A 17,811-nucleotide genomic window follows, 5' to 3' on the forward strand; every position below is an offset into this window, starting at 1 on the left:
TTTGTGCCAATCTCAATTGCATGAGAATCTGTTGCCGATGTGATAATATCTAGTACATGGAAACGTCTTGTAAAAGGAGAGAAATGCATTGAAAATTAAATCGATAGAACCAACACCCAGTCCAAATACAATGAAAATCAATTTAACTGAAGAGCTATTGGCTGGTAAAAGCAATAATTATAAGAAAGATCAAGCTGACCAAGCACCCAAGCTGATAAGGGATTTATTTACGATCGAGGGAGTGAAAGGGGTCTATCATGTTGCGGACTTCTTAGCCGTTGAGCGAAATGCGAAATATGATTGGAAAGATATCCTGGTCCAAATCCGTCAGGTCTTTGGGGAAAAAACGGAGGAACAAAATCAACAAACGGCATTAAATGAACATTACGGTGAAGTAACTGTTGCCATTCAACAATTCAAGGGCATTCCGATGCAAATTAAAGCAAGTGATAGTCAGCACGAAAAACGTTTTGCCTTACCGGATTATTTCATAAAGGGCATTGCCGCTGCCCAAAAAGAAGATGACAATGTAGTCCTGCTTCGAAAATGGAAGGATTATGGCGTAAGATATGGTGATATGGAAGATATCGTGAGGGAAGTATCGGATGAGCTGATTGCAGCTTATCCGGAAGATCGAATTAATCGGCTAGTAGCAGCTGCAAAAGAAACGGTGGATACGAAGGAAGCAATTTTGAAACGTCCAAAAATTAAATTGACTGCAGAAATGCTGAATGACGAAAGCTGGGAAAAGCGTTATCAGGCTTTAGAACAAATGGAAGATCCAACGGTTGATGATATTCCAGTATTGGATATGGCACTCTCCGACAGTAAGGTCTCCATTCGAAGGCTCGCGGTAGTTTACTTGGGTATGATCGAAGATAGAAAAGTGCTTCCGAGCTTGTATAAAGCATTGAAAGATAAAAGTGCAGCGGTAAGACGGACGGCTGGTGATTGTTTATCAGATCTTGGCTTTGAAGAAGCGATGGGAGAAATGTCTCAATCACTTTCGGATAAAAATAAATTGGTTAGATGGCGGGCGGCGATGTTTTTATACGAACTGGGAAATGAAACGACCCTCCCTTATCTTAAGCAAGCGGAACAGGACCCTGAATTCGAAGTGGCCCTTCAGGTCAAGATGGCCATAGACCGTATAGAAAATGGGGAAGAAGCAAAAGGTTCGGTTTGGAAGCAAATGACAGAATCAAGACAAGCGAATGACAAGTGATTTGAAATGACCCAGGCAAAAGGCATGCGGATTATATCATCCGCATGCCTTTTTATTTTTTAAGCGAATCTTCAAGTCATCTGACATTGGTTCCTCTAGGTCGAATTACAAACCATTCAAAATGGCTAACTTTCCATATACAGAAGATATTAGGATATAAATTTGATCTCTATTATTTTAGTAAAATGATTTTTGTAGATATTTAGTGTAGAATGGTTGCATTTATAGATAAATATGTTAGAATTTTTAGAGTATACTAAAAATTATATTATTCTGAATCATTAAACATTTAGTGGAAATTGGGGGTACAACAAATGTCTACATCAAATATGAGAAGTGACATGATTACAAAAGGGGTCGATCGAGCTCCACATAGAAGTCTGTTGCGGGCTGCAGGGGTTAAAGAAGAAGATTTCGGTAAACCGTTCATCGCGGTTTGTAATTCATACATCGATATCGTTCCAGGTCATGTCCACCTTCAGGAATTTGGAAAAATAGTGAAGGAAGCGATTCGCGAAGCAGGCGGTGTTCCTTTCGAATTTAATACGATCGGGGTAGACGATGGAATTGCGATGGGTCATATTGGTATGCGCTATTCTTTGCCAAGCCGAGAAATCATCGCAGATTCCGTGGAAACTGTTGTATCGGCACATTGGTTTGACGGTATGGTTTGCATCCCAAACTGTGACAAGATAACTCCGGGAATGATGATGGGAGCACTTCGTGTCAACATTCCAACAATATTCGTAAGCGGCGGACCCATGAAAGCAGGTAAAGACAAAAACGGTAAATCTCTTTCATTAACATCCGTTTTTGAAGGGGTGGGAGCTTATCAAGCAGGTAATATCAATGAAGAAGATTTGCAGGAAATCGAGCAAGTTGCCTGTCCTACTTGCGGTTCTTGTTCCGGAATGTTCACTGCAAACTCCATGAACTGCCTGGCTGAAGGCTTAGGACTTGCGCTTCCGGGAAATGGAACGATTTTGGCGGTAGCCGAAGAACGTAAGGAATTCGTTAAGAAATCCGCTAAACAGTTGATGGAGATAATCAAACAGGATATCAAGCCCCGTGATATCGTGACGATTGATGCAATTGATAACGCATTTGCTTTGGATATGGCGATGGGCGGTTCAACAAACACCGTTCTTCATACACTTGCATTGGCACACGAAGCAGGTTTTGAATATCCGATGGAACGCATAAATGAAATAGCTAACCGCGTACCGCATCTAGCGAAAATTGCACCGGCATCCGATTATCATATTGAAGATGTACATAATGCCGGTGGTGTAAGTGCCGTCATTAATGAGTTACTCAAAAAACCAGGTGCTTTTAATGGAGATTGCCTTTCTGTCTCAGGTAAAACGCTCCGCGAAAATGTTGCCGGTTGTGAAATATTGGACAAGGATGTAATCCATCCGTTAGATAATCCGCATTCTGAGCGTGGCGGGCTTGCGGTATTGTTTGGAAACCTTGCTCCTCAAGGCTCCATCGTAAAAGTGGGGGCCGTTGACGCATCAGTTGGTGGCTACCACAGGGGTCCTGCCATTTGTTTCGATTCCCAGGAAGATGCACTTTCCGGAATCATCACTGGAAAGGTTAAAGAAGGAGATGTAGTGGTCATTCGTTACGAAGGACCTAAAGGAGGTCCGGGTATGCCGGAAATGTTGGCACCCACTTCCCAAATCGTCGGGAGGGGACTTGGAGCGAAAGTCGGTTTGATCACTGATGGCCGCTTTTCAGGCGCATCTCGAGGCATCAGCATTGGACATATATCCCCCGAAGCAGCTGAGGGAGGCCCGATTGCCTTTGTTGAAGATGGAGATATCATCGAATTGGATTTGAATAATCGTAAAATCCAATTGGAAATTTCCGATGAAGAATTCGAAAAGCGCAAAGCCAATTGGAAAGGCTTCGAGTCAAAGGTCAGGACAGGCTATTTAGCACGTTATTCCAAACTTGTGACGAATGCCAGCTCAGGCGGAGTTATGAAAGTTTAAGTTAAAAGGAAGACTAAAACATGGTGGCAGAATGAAAGTGGATTCTGTCACCATGTTTCTTTGTGAAGAACAATGAAATTTTACAAATCTTTAAGCGTCATTTTTGCATATACACTCAAGAATATAGTATCATTATACTAATTGAAGAATTGTAACCAAGGAGGTTTTTTTATGTCGATGGCATATGATGAATATATGAAACAAATGGTGAAACCAATGCGCGCGGAACTTGTGCAGGCAGGTTTTGATGAGTTGGAATCCGCTGAAGCGGTTGAAAACTTCATGGAATCGGTAGAAGGTACGACACTTGTGGTCGTGAATTCAGTTTGCGGATGTGCTGCCGGGTTAGCCCGTCCAGCTGCTACTCAAGCCGTACTGCAAGCAGACAATAAGCCAGATCATTTGGTAACTGTATTCGCCGGCCAAGATAAGGAAGCGACAGCTAAAATGCGCGAATACTTCGATGGAATAGAACCCTCTTCACCATCCATGGCTCTTTTAAAGGACAAAGAGGTCGTACATTTCATTCCACGCCATGATATAGAAGGACAGCCAATGGAAGCTATCATGGAAAATTTATTGGCAGCGTTCAGTCAAGTAAATAAGTAATGAAGCGGAATGTCCTGGAAACAGGGCATTCTTTTCAAATTTAAGAGAGTATGAAGGGGTAGGAATCATGTTTGTCACAACAGTTGGAAGAGCCGATAAAGAAACGATGATATTAGCCAAAAGGTTAGCTGAAGAATTGCAAATCCCCTTTATAGCCAGAAGAAAACGATCGCTGGGAGAGATCCAAACGGAACAGAATGAAGAAGATTGCCTTGTTTTTGGTAAAAAGCGGATGGAGTTATACAGATACCAGGAAAAAGAACCATTCTTTTTCCACCCGAACCTAGCGATGATCCGTATAAAAAGAATAATGCGCGGAGAGAGTGATCCATTTCTCATTGCCGGAGATATAAATGAAGGGAACGCTGTGCTTGATTGTACCTTGGGATTGGGCTCTGATGCGATTGTCGCAAGTTTCGCAGTGGGTGAACATGGGCAGGTTGTCGGGTTGGAAGGAAATCAATATTTAGCCTTGCTCGTGGACCATGGATTGAAGACATGGGAGGATGCAGAAGAAAAAATGATTTCTGCGATGAGAAGAATAGAGGTCAGGCAAGGTGATCATTACGAAATTTTGAAAACATTGCCGGAAAATCATTTTGATGTCGTATATTTCGATCCCATGTTTGATGAAACGATTAAGGAATCGAATGGAATCAGGGGATTGACTCATTTTGCGGAAGGTAAGGATTTATCTGTGGAAATAATGAAAGAAGCCAAGCGGGTTGCGCGCAAGAGAGTCGTGTTGAAAGACCATTTCCGCAGCTCCCGCTTTGAGGAATTTGGATTTGAGGTAATAAAAAGAAAAACATCCAAATTCCATTTTGGCTTTATCTCCATCCAGTGATCACGATTTATAATCTGTTTCGTCCAGACCCATGGCACAGCCTTCTCGGCTTGAATCGGCAGCACCATAGTTCGAGCCATCAGGGTTTATTTGAATCGCTTGGACATTCCCTATGGAATGGGGAACTTCATTAAAGGCGAAGCCCATTGCTTCCAAGTGGCCTTTGCTAGTCATATCCATTCCAGGCTCCCATTCAATATGAGGGCCCATCGGAGTGAAAATTCTAGGTTCTTCGATGGCTGCTTTCAAATCCATTTTCATATCGAGTACATTAATGATCGTTTGTAAGACTGAACTGATGATGGTTGGTCCTCCTGGTGAACCTAACGTCAAGATCGGCTCACCGTCTTTAAAGATGATGGTCGGGCTTTTACAGCTGACTGGGCGTTTATTGGGCTGCACTTCATTCATGCCGCCTGGAATGGAATCGAAATCAGTCAGTTCGTTATTCAGCATGAAACCATAGTCGGAAACCATGATGCCTGATCCGAATGGATGTTCCACTGTAGAAGTGCATGCTGCGATATTGCCCCATCTGTCACGGACAGTGAAGTGTGTCGTTTCACTGATATCTTCTTCATTAGGTTGCGGAATGACTTCCCTTTGTTGCACGGAATCATAAATCCAAGGGTTTCCGAAGTCAATGGCATTATTTCTTGTTTTGAAATTAATGAATGAGCGGCGTTTAGCTATATACTCATCATGCATGAGACCCGCTAATGGCAATTTGGCAAATTCTGGATCAGCGAGAAATGCTTTTTTATCTGTAAATGCCAGACGCATCGCTTCTGCTATTAAATAATATTTTTCCCAAGAACGGACGTCATATTGTTCTATATGGAAGCTTTCCAATATTTTCAGGATTTGGATGACAGTGAATCCGCCAGCACTTGGAGCATTTGATGAAGCAATTAAATAATCCTTATAAGTCCCATACATTGGTACATCGATAGTAGCTTTATAGTCCTTTAAATCAGAAAGGTCCATGAACCCTCCAAGTTCCTGTATACAGGAAATGATGCCCTCTCCGATTTCACCTTCATAAAAAGCGGAAATTCCTTCACGTTGTAAAATCCGATAGGTATTAGCCAAATTTTCTTTAATCAGCAAATCGCCATCCTGATAGGGTTTTCCGTTAGGGATGAAAAACTTACGCGCTTCATCGCCCAATCGGTATTCAAAATTTTTAAGAGCATCGCATAGAACCCAATTGACGGGAACTCCTTTTTCCGCAAATTCAATGGATGGTTCGATAAGTTCAGCTAAGGGCTTGCTGCCATTTTCGGCGAGTGCTTCATCCATAGCTTTCAGTATTCCAGGAATGCCAACCGCTGTTGCTTTGATAGATCTTTCTTTAAATGGGATGACTTCCCCTTTTTCATCAAGAAACATGTCTCGATGAGCGGCTTTAGGTGCCCTTACATGGCCGTCGTATATTTTCGTTTCCTTATCTTTTACGTTATATACCATAAGAAAACCACTGCCGCCGATACCAGTCATCATTGGTTCAACAACATTTAGGGCAAATTGGATCGCGACGGCCGCATCGACAGCATTTCCACCTTCACGTAATATTTTTTCCCCTATGGAAGTAGCTACGGGATGAGCGGTAACGACCATTCCGGCGTTCCCTTTCGCAGTTTCCCTTTTGTAATCATTATCTTTTATGTTTTCCTTGTTGTTTTCCAAAATGATTCCTCCATTATTCAGTCCTTTTATCTGCCAAAAGGAAGGCTTATGTTTTTAGTGAAAAGAAAACCTTGTCATTGTAGAATAATGACAAGGAGATTTTTCGTAGGTATTCATTTATTCTTAATCAGCAAATGATAAATATACGAAAAATGCTAATGTTACAAGACATAAAGCCACCATGGCAGTCGAAGCCATATAAGACCCCTCCTTTAAAAGACTTGAATCTAATTAATTTCTCCAAATATCGTCAAAATCCTTCATTAAAATGTAAAATTGTTGATTTTTATTTACAAAGTTATGCTTGATAAAAGTTTATATAGGTATTTATCCTTTTTTTTGATTTTTAAAACATGGGTAACTATATATTCGTAATTACCAAAAAATAAAAGTATACTAAATATAAAGACAATACAAAAAAGGAGGGGGAGTGTGAGTTGAAAGCAGCGGTTTGGTTCAGGAAAAGTCTCGTCATTTTAGTATCCGTTTTAACGTTTGGTCTTGTTACTCCTACAGATCTGGCGTGGTTAGCGGAAGCCGATTCGCTAAAGGATACTAAAAAAGGGTTAGTGGAAGAAGAGGGATTAGCTTATCTTCCTTCGCAGAATTCGAATGAACTTGAAGAGGAATTCAACCGGGAAGAGTTTTTATCGGATATCCTGAATAAGGCAGAGGAAAATGCATTTATGAAATTTGGCGAAAAGATCAATCCTAAAATTGGCGATGAATTCAAAATGGCCATATTACCAAAAATGGAAGAAGCCATTGCAGAAATGGCTGCACAATTTCCAGATGATAAATTACAGCAATTAACCATCACTGAACAGCCGAGTGCGGGCAGGGCCGAGAAAATATTTCATATTTATGATTCAAACAGCGGCAAGGATATCATCAGATTCCATGTCAGGCAGGAAAATCCCCCGCTGGAAGGGTATTGGTTCGATTTTCACTATCATACCTATCATGATTCATTTGCCACCCATTATAATATCGGGAAAATTTATTGGGATAAAAATACGCCGCCAGAGTGGACGAGTAAACAAAGGCTCTCATAGCGGTTGGTTTCGTTGATTTTATTTAAGTGTAAGAGTAAGATTAAATGGAACGATACTCTAATAAGCATCGAATGATACGTTGTCATGCAACGTATTTATTTTGTGTTTAAAATTAAAGTAAGTTTATATCATAACTGGGAACAATGTAATTTTAAAAGGTTTTCTAATTTTGCTGTTATAGTAGCAGAGGAGTCTTTATCATGTCAGAGTTGTTAAATAACATCGTGCAAACGTATGCTCAATTTTTTGACTGGCATATGTGGATGGAGGTTTTATCCGACCCGGTGAGCTGGGGTTTGATCGGGACGCTCGTATTAATGGAAGGATTGCTATCAGCGGACAACGCACTGGTATTGGCTGTAATGGTAAGGCATCTTCCTGAAAAACAACGGAAAAAAGCACTGTTTTACGGTTTATTAGGTGCTTATGCTTGTCGATTTATAGCGATTGGAATCGGTGTTTTCCTCATTAAGCTTTGGTGGGTGAAGGTGATTGGAGCAGCCTACCTTGGTTGGCTCTCATTTAAATACTTTAGGGATAAAAGAAAAAAACAAGCAGATGAAGATATTCAAGGAATGAGTAAAAATAGCATCTTGATCCGTATGTTTGGTACATTATGGGGAACGGTTGCGGCTGTGGAATTGATGGATATAGCATTTTCCGTCGATAGTGTCTTGGCCGCATTCGGGGTGAGTGAAAAAGTCTGGGTCCTTTTGACAGGCGGAATGATTGGAGTCTTGATGATGCGGGGAGTGGCCGGGGTATTTCTAAAATTGATAGATAAGGTTCCAGAATTGGAAACCGCCGCATATGTCCTTATCGGATTCATTGCTATTAAAATGTTGATCGCAGTTGCAGGAATCGAAATCCCCCCTGCAATCTTTTTTACTTTTATTTTACTGATTTTCGGCACTACAATCGTGTTTCATTTGAAGAAAATGAAAAAGCTCAAGGAACATGGTTGAGACTATTTAAAAAGCTGGCATCAATATGATGCCAGCTTTTTGTTGGGCTAACTCGCTTTTCTTCTAAATTGTCTGTATACAGACTGGCGATTAAACAAACTTGTATTACTTTTTTATATGGATGAAACCCTCATTGAAGGGAAGGAATTCGCGACACTCCTGCCGAAAAACTGGCTAGCTGAGACCCCACAGGCGCAAGTGCGCCGAGGAGGCTCCCGGACCGTCCGCGGAAAGCGAGTGCCTGAAGTGGAAATCAACGTCAAAATTTGTACAAGCCCAAAAAAACTGTAGACAAACTCGATTTTCATCGAGTTTGTCTACAGTCTGAGCTGACATCAAAAATGATGTCAGCTTTTTTTTTGGAAAATATCAAATATTTGAAGGAGGGCGGCAAATGTAGTGAAAAAAAGCAAAGGAAATAAAAAGTTAAGCCAGTGAGAAGACAGGAGCGGATGCAGCAGTATGCCCAATAAAATGGAGAAAAGAAAAAGGTCGAGTATGATAAACACTTTTAAACTGTAAATATCAAGGACTTCTTCAGCAAGTTCACGTTCCTCATTCAAGATGACTTTTTTATTATTGGTTTCCATGCGATCACCTTAAACCTTTTACAATTATATATTGTTGATATATGAAAAACGTGGATCAATGGTTCTTCTCATGATGAATTGAAACCCAAATTACCAAAAAAACATAGAGTTTTTACATTAGGGCAATATGTTATACTAATATAATAGTATAAAAGGTTTAGAGATATTAAATAACATATATTTTCTTAACGATAAATGAGGAGTGAAGAAAGGGGAGAAGAGTGTGAAAAGGAAGAAATGGTGGTTATCCATATTTGCATTGTTTGTTTTTTTACTCTCCATGCTCTCCTATTCATTAGCGAAGGATGATGGGGTAAAATGGCGGAATTTACCCAAAGATAACCTATTAAGACAAGCTGAACTTTTTAAGGGGAATAAAGAATTGCAAAGAATATTTTTATTTCCAGAAGAGGAGTACGATGAAAGGGAAGCACTTAAAATTGCGGGAACCATTAATGAACTGCCTCATTCACTTTTGGTGAAAACAGCGGAAAGTGGTGTGAGGATCAAACTATTCGATGGTGATATAACAGAAAATCAATCCGCGGCCAAATTAAAGGGGAAAACTCCGCGTGGTTATTTGAATAAAGAAACAACTTGGGATGATGTGCCTGGTATGGGCGGATCACATACGGTATTGGTTAAAATCGGAGCGAGTGACAAGGGAAGCGGGCATGGCTCCGTTAATTTGGAACTGCATGAGCTGGGGCATTCAATTGATAATATAGTATTTGATGGAATCCGTGAAGACATGGATTATTTGAAGATTTGGGGTAAGGAAGTGGATGGGCTGTTTCCTGGGATTACGTATTTTTCCAATTACCCTGAGGAATACTTTGCAGAAACGTTTGCCATGTTTTATGTGAACAATGAACAAAATCAATTGCTTAGACAAAAAGCACCCGAGACTTATAATTTTATTAAACAATTAGATTAAACATTGGGCAATAATACGTTAAAATAAGGTGAATGAAAGTAGAAAAGGTGGTTTATCATGAAGCAATATTTAGATTTATGTAAGCATGTACTCGAAAATGGAACGCAAAAAGGTGATCGTACGGGAACAGGGACGATCAGTACCTTTGGATATCAAATGAGATTCAATTTAAAAGAAGGATTCCCTGTACTTACAACGAAAAAGGTTAGTTTAAAAGCGATTATCCATGAACTATTATGGTTTTTGAAGGGTGATACAAACGTTGGGTATCTTCAGGAAAACAGTGTGCGCATATGGAATGAATGGGCGGATGAAAAGGGGGAATTAGGTCCGATTTATGGACATCAATGGCGTTCTTGGGGAACGGCGGATGGAAGGCAAATCGACCAAATCAGTGAATTGATCGAACAAATCAAGACGAATCCAAATTCAAGAAGATTGATAGTCAGTGCTTGGAATGTTGGGGAACTGGATGAAATGACCTTACCGCCTTGCCATGCTTTCTTTCAATTCTATGTCGCTGATGGCAAGCTTTCATGCCAGCTATACCAACGTTCGGCGGACGTCTTTTTAGGTGTTCCTTTTAATATAGCTTCGTATGCGCTGTTAACGATGATGATCGCCCAGGTGTGTGATTTGGAAGTTGGCGAATTTGTACATACTTTCGGGGATGTCCACATCTACTCTAACCACCTTGAACAAGTGGAACTGCAGTTGACTCGTGACCCGAAACCATTGCCAATCATGAAAATCAATCCAGAAGTGAAAAATATCTTTGATTTTAGCTTCGAGGACTTCGTTTTGGAAAATTACGAAGCCCATCCCCATATAAAAGGTGAGGTTAGCATATGATATCGTTGATAGTAGCTATGGATCAAAACCGTGTGATTGGTAATAACAATAAACTGCCATGGCATTTACCGGCAGATTTGCAGTACTTTAAAAAAGTGACGATGGGCCATCCGATCGTCATGGGCCGAAAAACATTTGAATCGATCGGCAGGGTCCTGCCTGGCCGCGAAAATGTCATCGTCACCCGCAATCAGGAATTTAAAGCGGAAGGCTGCGTAGTATTACATGATATTGCACAAATCAAAATGTTCGCTGACAACCATGATGAGGAAGTCTTCGTGATTGGCGGAGCCGAAATCTTCAAGGAAATCCTTCCTTTTACCGACCGCCTGTATATAACGGAAATCCATGAAACCTTTGAAGGTGATACTTTCTTTCCCGTGATTGATGAAAATGAATGGGATGAAATCTCCTCAAACCCAGGCAGCATCGATGAAAAAAATCGATATGCACATGATTTTATTATTCTACAAAAAAAATAAAGTGCTAATCCGATTATGGGGAAATGTCCATAATCGGATTTTTTTGGTATGGGACAAACAAAAGCAAGAATTTTTAGAAAAATCAATTACATTAATAACAGTAAAGTGCTATAATGATTGAATTCATCAGAAAGGAAATGAGGGATTGTTATGAATCAGACTGCATCTAAGAATAGGGGGATTCAATTGGAAGATATTCTAATTGCCTATAGAGAACTGAAAGAAATCGTTTTACATACTCCTTTACAAAAAAATCAGAGGCTCTCTGAAAAATATGATTGTAATGTTTATTTAAAACGCGAGGACTTACAACACGTACGTTCCTTTAAACTAAGAGGGGCTTACTATAAAATGAAAAGCCTGACCGAGGAAGAGACGAAGAATGGAGTGGTTTGTGCCAGTGCAGGAAACCATGCACAAGGTGTTGCTTTTTCTTGCAGCCAATTGGGCATTCACGGAAAAATTTATATGCCTGCTACAACTCCAAGGCAAAAGGTCGATCAAGTTCAGCTATTCGGCAGGGATAATGTGGAGATTATCCTTATCGGGGATACATTCGATGATGCATTTGCCATGGCGATGGAATGTTGTGAAAAAGAAGAGCGTTCTTTTATCCATCCATTTGACGATGAAAAGGTGATCGCCGGGCAGGGTACAACGGCTGTAGAAATCCTGAATGATTGTGAAGATGGAATCGACTATGTATTTGCCGCTATAGGGGGGGGTGGTTTAATGGCCGGAGTATCGAGCTATTTCAAATCGGTTTCCCCAAATACGAAATGCATTGGAGTTGAGCCGCAAGGTGCTGCTTCGATGGAATACTCTTTCAAGGAAGGAAAAGTTTCTGAACTCGAAAACATAGATACATTCGTTGACGGAGCAGCTGTCAAGTGTGTGGGGCAGTTGACATATCAGCTTTGTAAGGAAAACCTGGAAGATATCGTTGTCGTACCTTCAGGCCAAATCTGTACGACGATTCTCGATTTATATAATCAGCATGCGATTGTCGCTGAACCGGCAGGGGCTATATCTGTAGCCGCGTTGGATTTATATAAAGAACAAATCAAAGGCAAAACGGTTGTTTGCATGGTCAGCGGAGGGAATAACGACATTGGGCGTATGCAGGAAATTAAGGAGAAATCCTTATTATATGAAGGGCTGCTTTATTATTTCATCGTGAATTTTCCACAACGTGCTGGCGCGTTAAGGGAATTCCTTGATGAGGTGTTAGGACCGAATGATGATATAAGCCGCTTTGAATATACGAAGAAAAATAATAAAGAAAGCGGGCCGGCCCTGGTTGGTATTGAGTTAAAAGATAAAAATGATTATGAAGGGCTCATTCAAAGGATGAACAAGAAAGGGTTCTCTTTCGTAGAGGTCAATAAAGACAGTAATTTATTTCACTTATTGATTTAATCATGGACAAAATGTTAAATTAGGATAGAATAATACCTATGTTTTTACATTTTTTTCTGCCGGCCAAGTCGTATATGGGCATACTGTCGATAATTGTTACCATTCTATGACGAATTGCCAGTTCCCTTTCAATTGGTTGGAAATGGTATTATAATCGGAGTAGGTCTAATTACAACACCAAAGGGGATGTATCCATGTCGAACATTGGAGTACCTGGTCTAATTCTCATCTTAATATTGGCTTTAATTATCTTTGGTCCGAAGAAACTTCCAGAAATTGGCCGTGCTTTTGGGCAAACGCTTCGTGAGTTTAAAAAATCCACGAGTGATTTAACAAAAGGTGATTATGAAGAAGATAAGAAGCTACAACAAAAAAATCATGAATGATTGAATGCTGGGCGTAAGATGCAATCGTCTTGCGCCTTTATGCTGTAACAAAGATACGGATTTTCAGATGAAGGCGTGATCAACTTTGGAAGATAAAGAATTACATATCATCGATCATCTCGATGAATTGAGAAAACGGCTCATCATTACAGCTGTTGCTTTTGTCATCTTTTTTATCGCCAGTTTTATTTATGTTGAGGAGATTTATAATTGGTTCGTGAAAGATCTCGATTTTGACCTGATGGTATTGGGACCGAGTGATATTATTTGGATTTACTTCATGCTTGCAGGTGTCGTAGCCATTGCGGCAACGATACCGGTAATTGCCCTGCAAATCTGGTTATTCGTTAAACCCGCTTTGATGCCAAATGAAGTGAGGGCGACCCTTGCCTATATTCCAGCACTTTTCCTGCTTTTTATCGGAGGGCTTGCTTTCGGTTATTTTGTCATCTTCCCGACCATTCTTCAATTTTTGATTGAATTGGGTGATGGGATGTTCATAACCAGTTTTACAGCTGATAAGTACTTTTCATTCGTATTTAATATGACGATACCTTTTGCTGTTTTATTCGAGCTTCCTGTCGTTACCATGTTTTTGACCTCCCTTGGCATCATAAATCCTTATGTGCTTCAAAAATTAAGGAAGTATGCATACTTTGTACTGGTTGTCATAGCGATATCGATTACGCCGCCTGACTTTATGTCAGACTTTATGGTGATGGTTCCATTGCTGTTATTATACGAAATCAGCATTTCTTTATCAAAAGTCGTCTATAAACGAAGGGTGAAACGTGAAAGCTTGCGGGAAGACACCTACGAGGAAGGTTTATAAGAAGAAGCCCATAATGGCATTTTGCCCTTATGGGTCTTTTTTTTTGAAGATCATTCAGATTTCTCTGTTTTTTTACACATTTGAATATTTATACTTTTGAATTTTTTGTGTATAATGTAAGCAATCGGTTAAAAATGAGGATTGATATTTTGATGTTCAAATGCTTGGAATTCAAAGATTGTTTTGGACATAAGGTCACAATTTCAGAAATACCTGTCTTACTGCCTAGTGATCCGAATTTTTTTATGTTGACCGTGCGTTTGGAAATATTTGTTAAGAAAGTTTTTGCCAATAAAGATCATAAAGAAAATTACTCATTTAAGCATTATTTAGCATCCGTACTCAAATGGCCCGTTTATAACAAGCTTTTTTTTGGAAGTTTACTCAATAATGCTTAATGCGGACTGTTCCAAAGCTAACTTCTCCGTTAAAAGGGAGGATACGAATGCCATGCAGTATCGAATGAATCGGCAGGGGTGTTCAAGTTAGCTCATGGAACGGTCTTTTTTTGTGTACTCATTTCAAAAGATAAGTATCACTTCAGTAGAAAAAAGAATACCTTTGGTTTGAATGCTTACCTTGAATAGGTATAATACAATAGATATGTTAATTTAGGGATGTGTAATGATGAATAAAGTAAAGATAGTAACAGACTCGACCGTAGATATGACACCAGAGGAACTGGAATTTTATGATATTACAATGGTCCCTTTATCGATCTATATAGATGGGGAGACTTTTTTGGATAAGGTTGAAATCGAACAAGAAGAATTCTTGAAAAGGATGAACCAGTCAAAAGAACTGCCAAAAAGCTCACAACCAGCCGTAGGTACCTTTGTGGAGGTATATGATGAACTCGGAAAAGACGGCAGCGAGATTATTTCCATACATATGACAGGTGGAATGAGCGGCACAGTTCGCTCAGCGGAAAGCGCCGCTAGTATGTCTGAAACGAAGGTTACCGTTCATGACTCGAAATTCATTTCAAAAGCGATGTCATTTCAGGTGATCGAGGCAGCGAAGATGGCGAGGGAAGGGAAATCCGTAGCTGAGATAATTGAAAGATTGGAACATATTAAAAAGCAGTCAAGTTTAATCATTGTCATAGAAACACTTGATAACCTCGTTAAGGGTGGAAGGATCGGCAAAGTTTCTGCTTTTATCGGTTCATTGCTTCACATAAAGCCGATTGCACTTCTTGAAGAGGGTGTACTGAATCCTGTATCCAAAGCTAGGAGTCAGTCACAGGTCGTGAAATTCATCATCAAGAAATTCAAAGAAGATACTCAAGGCAAAAAAATTAGAGGAATCGGATTTGTACATGCGAATGGCCTTGAAATAGCGGATAAGGTCCGCCAAGCCATTGCAGACTTAACAGGATATCAAGACATAAAGATAGAAGCAACGACTGCCGTTGTCAGTACCCATACAGGTGAAGGCGCAATGGCGATCATGTATTATTGGGACTGATAAGGATATACCAAATGAAACTGCGTTTGCGGCGGTTTTGTCACTTTTCCATTTGTCTTTAATCCGTAGTAATAGTTGCTGTTCTCATTCCGATTGGTCTGTTAGAATAAATGAAGTAACAGAATATTTTATACATAAAGGACGGGGTAGGGATGAGAAAGCTGCAATTGCTTATGGCAGCTATGGGAGCATCAATTTTATTGCTGTTGACAGCATGCGGTTCCAATGGTGTACCTGATGCTAAAAATTGGGACCTTGAAGATTTCAGTTATATCGATCAGGAGGGGAAACCTTTCTCAAAAAGCGATCTAAAAGGAAAGGTTTGGGTAGCGGATTTTATATTCACAAGCTGTGAGACGGTCTGTCTCCCCATGACTTCGAATATGACGAAGCTGCAGCAGCAATTGAAGGATGAAGGTATTAAGGATGTAGAGTTCGTTTCATTTTCCGTGGACCCGGAAATTGACAAACCTGATGTTTTAAAAAAGTTTGGTGACCAATTTAATGTGGATTACGGCAACTGGCACTTTCTGACCGGTTATGGACAGGAAGAAATCGAGCAGTTTGCATTGGATAACTTTAAAACGATCGTCAAAAAACCAGAAGCAGAGGATCAGGTGATCCATGGGACCAGCTTTTTTCTGATTGATCAAGAAGGAAAGATCATCATGGATTATACAGGTCTGCAGGATATTCCCTTTGATGAAATCATTAAGCATATTAAAATTTTACAGAATTATTGAACAGGTTTAATGACCTGTTCTTTCTGTTTTTCCATCCTTTATTATAAGGCTTTAACGATGTGAAAATGAGCAATAAGTTTTTGAAGAAACAGCGGTAGTGAAGAATGATTTTACATGCTCAGTACATGCTAATTTTTATAGGACTAGCTTTAATTCCCTGCATTTTTCATATTGTATAGTAAGGAATGCTCAATTCTGGAAGTACAATGAAGGTATATTGTTTGCAATCTTTCGTTTCCTGCATGATATAATATATGGGTAGGAAGGTGAGGGTCATGAGGTACAAAATCACCTGTCTTTTCATATGCCTAGTTTGGATTTCAGGCTGCAGCCAAAGTGAAACAGCCTCAAATCAGCCATCTGTTCAGCAGAAAAGCATAGTTGAGCTGAGTAAAAAGGAAACCATTCCTGCCAGCTTTTTTCCGGACCCTGTGAAAATCGTGTCAATTGGCGACTCCTTGACTCAAGGTGTCGGTGATAGTAAAGATAATGGCGGGTATCTGCCTTATTTACAAAATAAGCTGGAAAAAGAACCATCGATTACTTCCGTTGAGATGATTAATCATGGCATACGTGGAAATAGGACCGACCAACTATTGAAAAGACTGGATAAGACTAGGATTAAAGAAGACATAAAGCAAGCTGACTCGATTGTCGTCACAATCGGTGGAAATGATATCATGAAGGTCTTTAAACAGAATTTCTCCAACTTGGAGCTGAATCAGTTTGAATCTGCAAAAATAGGGTATGAAAAAAGATTAAGGCAGATACTCGATAAGGTTCGTTCCGAAAATGATTCTGCACAAATTTACCTTGTAGGCGTCTATAATCCATTTTCCAAATGGTTCGGGGATTTTTATGAACTTGATATGATCATGAATGAATGGAATGAAAGTGGAAAAGAGATCATTGAAGAATATGATTCAGCCTATTTTATTGAAATAGCAGACATTTTCGAGAATTCCGAAGAAGATTTGCTGTATGCCGAGGATTATTTTCACCCAAATGACCGCGGATATGAATTAATCGCGACAAGAATCTATAATGATATGGATATTACCACTATCGGAAAGGACACATTGGAAGCGAGTGCCAAAGGAGATGATGACCAAGAATGACAAATGTCAAATGGAAGACTTTGTTTATTTCCCTATTAGCCTTAAACATCCTGGTCATCTTGTTTGTAACGATTTTAGTTAATCTGCCGACTAAAGATAAAGAGCTGATACCCAAAGTAAGCCACGAAGAAGATATCCAATTTCAAATTCACACGAATCGGGAAGATTTGACAAGATTAATCAACCAGTATCTGGATAAAGAAGGGTTGACGGGATCCATTCACTACGAAGTGTATTTAACGGATGAGGTGGAGCTATACGGAACAATGCCATTTTTCAACCGTGAAGTGGAAATGAAATTGACTTTTGAACCAATTGCCCAAAAGAATGGGGATTTGATCCTTAAGCAAAAATCAATTGCTGTCGGTAAAATGAACCTTCCTGTTTCATATGTAATGAATTTAATTAATGAGCGTTATAATATGCCGGATTGGGTTAGTATAAGCCCCAATGACGAAAGTATTTATGTGTCATTACAGGATATGGAACTGAAAAGCGATATTAGGGTGAAGGCGAAAGAATTCGATCTAGAAAATGATGACATTTCATTTTTATTGACCATCCCATCATCATTACAGTGATAGTGAATAAA

The 17,811-nt window shown here is 39.8% G+C and carries 19 protein-coding genes; 17 read left to right on the forward strand and 2 right to left on the reverse strand.

The genetic code is table 11. The features are described 5' to 3' along the window. Window positions 1–88 precede the first annotated feature (88 nt). The 4 genes from ACIQ0C_RS03995 (at window position 89) to ACIQ0C_RS04010 (ending at window position 4,681) form a co-directional block, all read left to right on the forward strand. Entirely contained in the window at window positions 89–1,225 is a 1,137-nt protein-coding gene (locus ACIQ0C_RS03995; protein ID WP_403057180.1) for a conserved virulence factor C family protein, read from the forward strand. Between the two features lie 329 nt (window positions 1,226–1,554). Further along, window positions 1,555–3,225 (forward strand): dihydroxy-acid dehydratase, encoded by a 1,671-nt coding sequence (gene ilvD, locus ACIQ0C_RS04000; RefSeq protein WP_034311212.1) that lies wholly within the window; start codon window positions 1,555–1,557, stop codon window positions 3,223–3,225. A 171-nt stretch (window positions 3,226–3,396) separates the two neighbouring features. Beyond that, window positions 3,397–3,834, forward strand: coding sequence for a BrxA/BrxB family bacilliredoxin (locus tag ACIQ0C_RS04005; RefSeq protein ID WP_402837851.1), 438 nt, complete (start codon window positions 3,397–3,399; stop codon window positions 3,832–3,834). Window positions 3,835–3,901: 67 nt separating this feature from the next. After that, complete coding sequence (locus tag ACIQ0C_RS04010; protein WP_403057183.1) at window positions 3,902–4,681, forward strand: class I SAM-dependent methyltransferase; 780 nt, start codon at window positions 3,902–3,904, stop codon at window positions 4,679–4,681. Here ACIQ0C_RS04010 and ggt read toward each other — a convergent pair whose 3' ends face one another. Beyond that, window positions 4,682–6,370 carry a gamma-glutamyltransferase gene (gene ggt, locus ACIQ0C_RS04015; protein WP_403057186.1) on the reverse strand — a complete coding sequence of 563 codons (1,689 nt, stop codon included), beginning with the start codon at window positions 6,368–6,370 and terminating at the stop codon, window positions 4,682–4,684. 437 nt (window positions 6,371–6,807) lie between these two features. Here ggt and ACIQ0C_RS04020 point away from each other — a divergent pair, with 437 nt between their 5' ends. Together ACIQ0C_RS04020 and ACIQ0C_RS04025 are read left to right on the forward strand one after the other, a co-directional pair. Beyond that, on the forward strand, window positions 6,808–7,425 hold the full coding sequence (locus ACIQ0C_RS04020; RefSeq protein ID WP_403057189.1) for a YpjP family protein: 618 nt from the start codon (window positions 6,808–6,810) through the stop codon (window positions 7,423–7,425). Between the two features lie 200 nt (window positions 7,426–7,625). Continuing rightward, on the forward strand, window positions 7,626–8,390 hold the full coding sequence (locus ACIQ0C_RS04025) for a TerC family protein (RefSeq protein WP_403057192.1): 765 nt from the start codon (window positions 7,626–7,628) through the stop codon (window positions 8,388–8,390). Window positions 8,391–8,737: 347 nt separating this feature from the next. Here ACIQ0C_RS04025 and ACIQ0C_RS04030 read toward each other — a convergent pair whose 3' ends face one another. Beyond that, window positions 8,738–8,980, reverse strand: coding sequence for a hypothetical protein (locus ACIQ0C_RS04030; RefSeq protein WP_403057195.1), 243 nt, complete (start codon window positions 8,978–8,980; stop codon window positions 8,738–8,740). Between the two features lie 223 nt (window positions 8,981–9,203). Between ACIQ0C_RS04030 and ACIQ0C_RS04035 the strand changes: the two genes are divergently transcribed. The 11 genes from ACIQ0C_RS04035 to ACIQ0C_RS04085 all read left to right on the forward strand — a co-directional run bounded on the left by ACIQ0C_RS04035 (window position 9,204) and on the right by ACIQ0C_RS04085 (window position 17,800). Then, window positions 9,204–9,917, forward strand: coding sequence for an anthrax toxin lethal factor-related metalloendopeptidase (locus ACIQ0C_RS04035; protein WP_403057198.1), 714 nt, complete (start codon window positions 9,204–9,206; stop codon window positions 9,915–9,917). 57 nt (window positions 9,918–9,974) lie between these two features. Further along, window positions 9,975–10,769 (forward strand): thymidylate synthase, encoded by a 795-nt coding sequence (locus tag ACIQ0C_RS04040; RefSeq protein ID WP_403057200.1) that lies wholly within the window; start codon window positions 9,975–9,977, stop codon window positions 10,767–10,769. Next, on the forward strand, window positions 10,766–11,251 hold the full coding sequence (locus ACIQ0C_RS04045; protein ID WP_402837835.1) for a dihydrofolate reductase: 486 nt from the start codon (window positions 10,766–10,768) through the stop codon (window positions 11,249–11,251). The genes ACIQ0C_RS04040 and ACIQ0C_RS04045 overlap by 4 nt, the downstream gene beginning before the upstream one ends. A gap of 150 nt (window positions 11,252–11,401) precedes the next feature. Beyond that, window positions 11,402–12,670: a threonine ammonia-lyase IlvA gene (gene ilvA, locus ACIQ0C_RS04050; protein WP_403057202.1), complete on the forward strand. Its 1,269-nt coding sequence runs from the start codon at window positions 11,402–11,404 to the stop codon at window positions 12,668–12,670. Between the two features lie 194 nt (window positions 12,671–12,864). Then, entirely contained in the window at window positions 12,865–13,056 is a 192-nt protein-coding gene (tatA, locus tag ACIQ0C_RS04055; RefSeq protein ID WP_034307557.1) for a twin-arginine translocase TatA/TatE family subunit, read from the forward strand. An 85-nt stretch (window positions 13,057–13,141) separates the two neighbouring features. Continuing rightward, window positions 13,142–13,888, forward strand: a complete 747-nt coding sequence (tatC, locus tag ACIQ0C_RS04060) for a twin-arginine translocase subunit TatC (RefSeq protein WP_403057205.1) — start codon at window positions 13,142–13,144, stop codon at window positions 13,886–13,888. 152 nt (window positions 13,889–14,040) lie between these two features. Further along, window positions 14,041–14,286, forward strand: coding sequence for a DUF2535 family protein (locus ACIQ0C_RS04065; RefSeq protein ID WP_225988704.1), 246 nt, complete (start codon window positions 14,041–14,043; stop codon window positions 14,284–14,286). Between the two features lie 229 nt (window positions 14,287–14,515). Continuing rightward, window positions 14,516–15,358: a DegV family protein gene (locus tag ACIQ0C_RS04070; RefSeq protein WP_403058052.1), complete on the forward strand. Its 843-nt coding sequence runs from the start codon at window positions 14,516–14,518 to the stop codon at window positions 15,356–15,358. 152 nt (window positions 15,359–15,510) lie between these two features. Beyond that, complete coding sequence (locus ACIQ0C_RS04075) at window positions 15,511–16,101, forward strand: SCO family protein (RefSeq protein ID WP_048686762.1); 591 nt, start codon at window positions 15,511–15,513, stop codon at window positions 16,099–16,101. A gap of 275 nt (window positions 16,102–16,376) precedes the next feature. Then, window positions 16,377–17,219, forward strand: coding sequence for an SGNH/GDSL hydrolase family protein (locus ACIQ0C_RS04080; protein ID WP_402837828.1), 843 nt, complete (start codon window positions 16,377–16,379; stop codon window positions 17,217–17,219). Further along, a complete protein-coding gene (locus tag ACIQ0C_RS04085) occupies window positions 17,216–17,800 on the forward strand; it encodes a YpmS family protein (RefSeq protein WP_305162880.1) in 585 nt (194 codons plus the stop codon). The genes ACIQ0C_RS04080 and ACIQ0C_RS04085 overlap by 4 nt, the downstream gene beginning before the upstream one ends. Window positions 17,801–17,811 lie beyond the last annotated feature (11 nt).

It is taken from the genome of Peribacillus sp. NPDC096448, assembly GCF_044762675.1.
Lineage (GTDB): Bacteria > Bacillota > Bacilli > Bacillales > DSM-1321 > Peribacillus > Peribacillus frigoritolerans_B.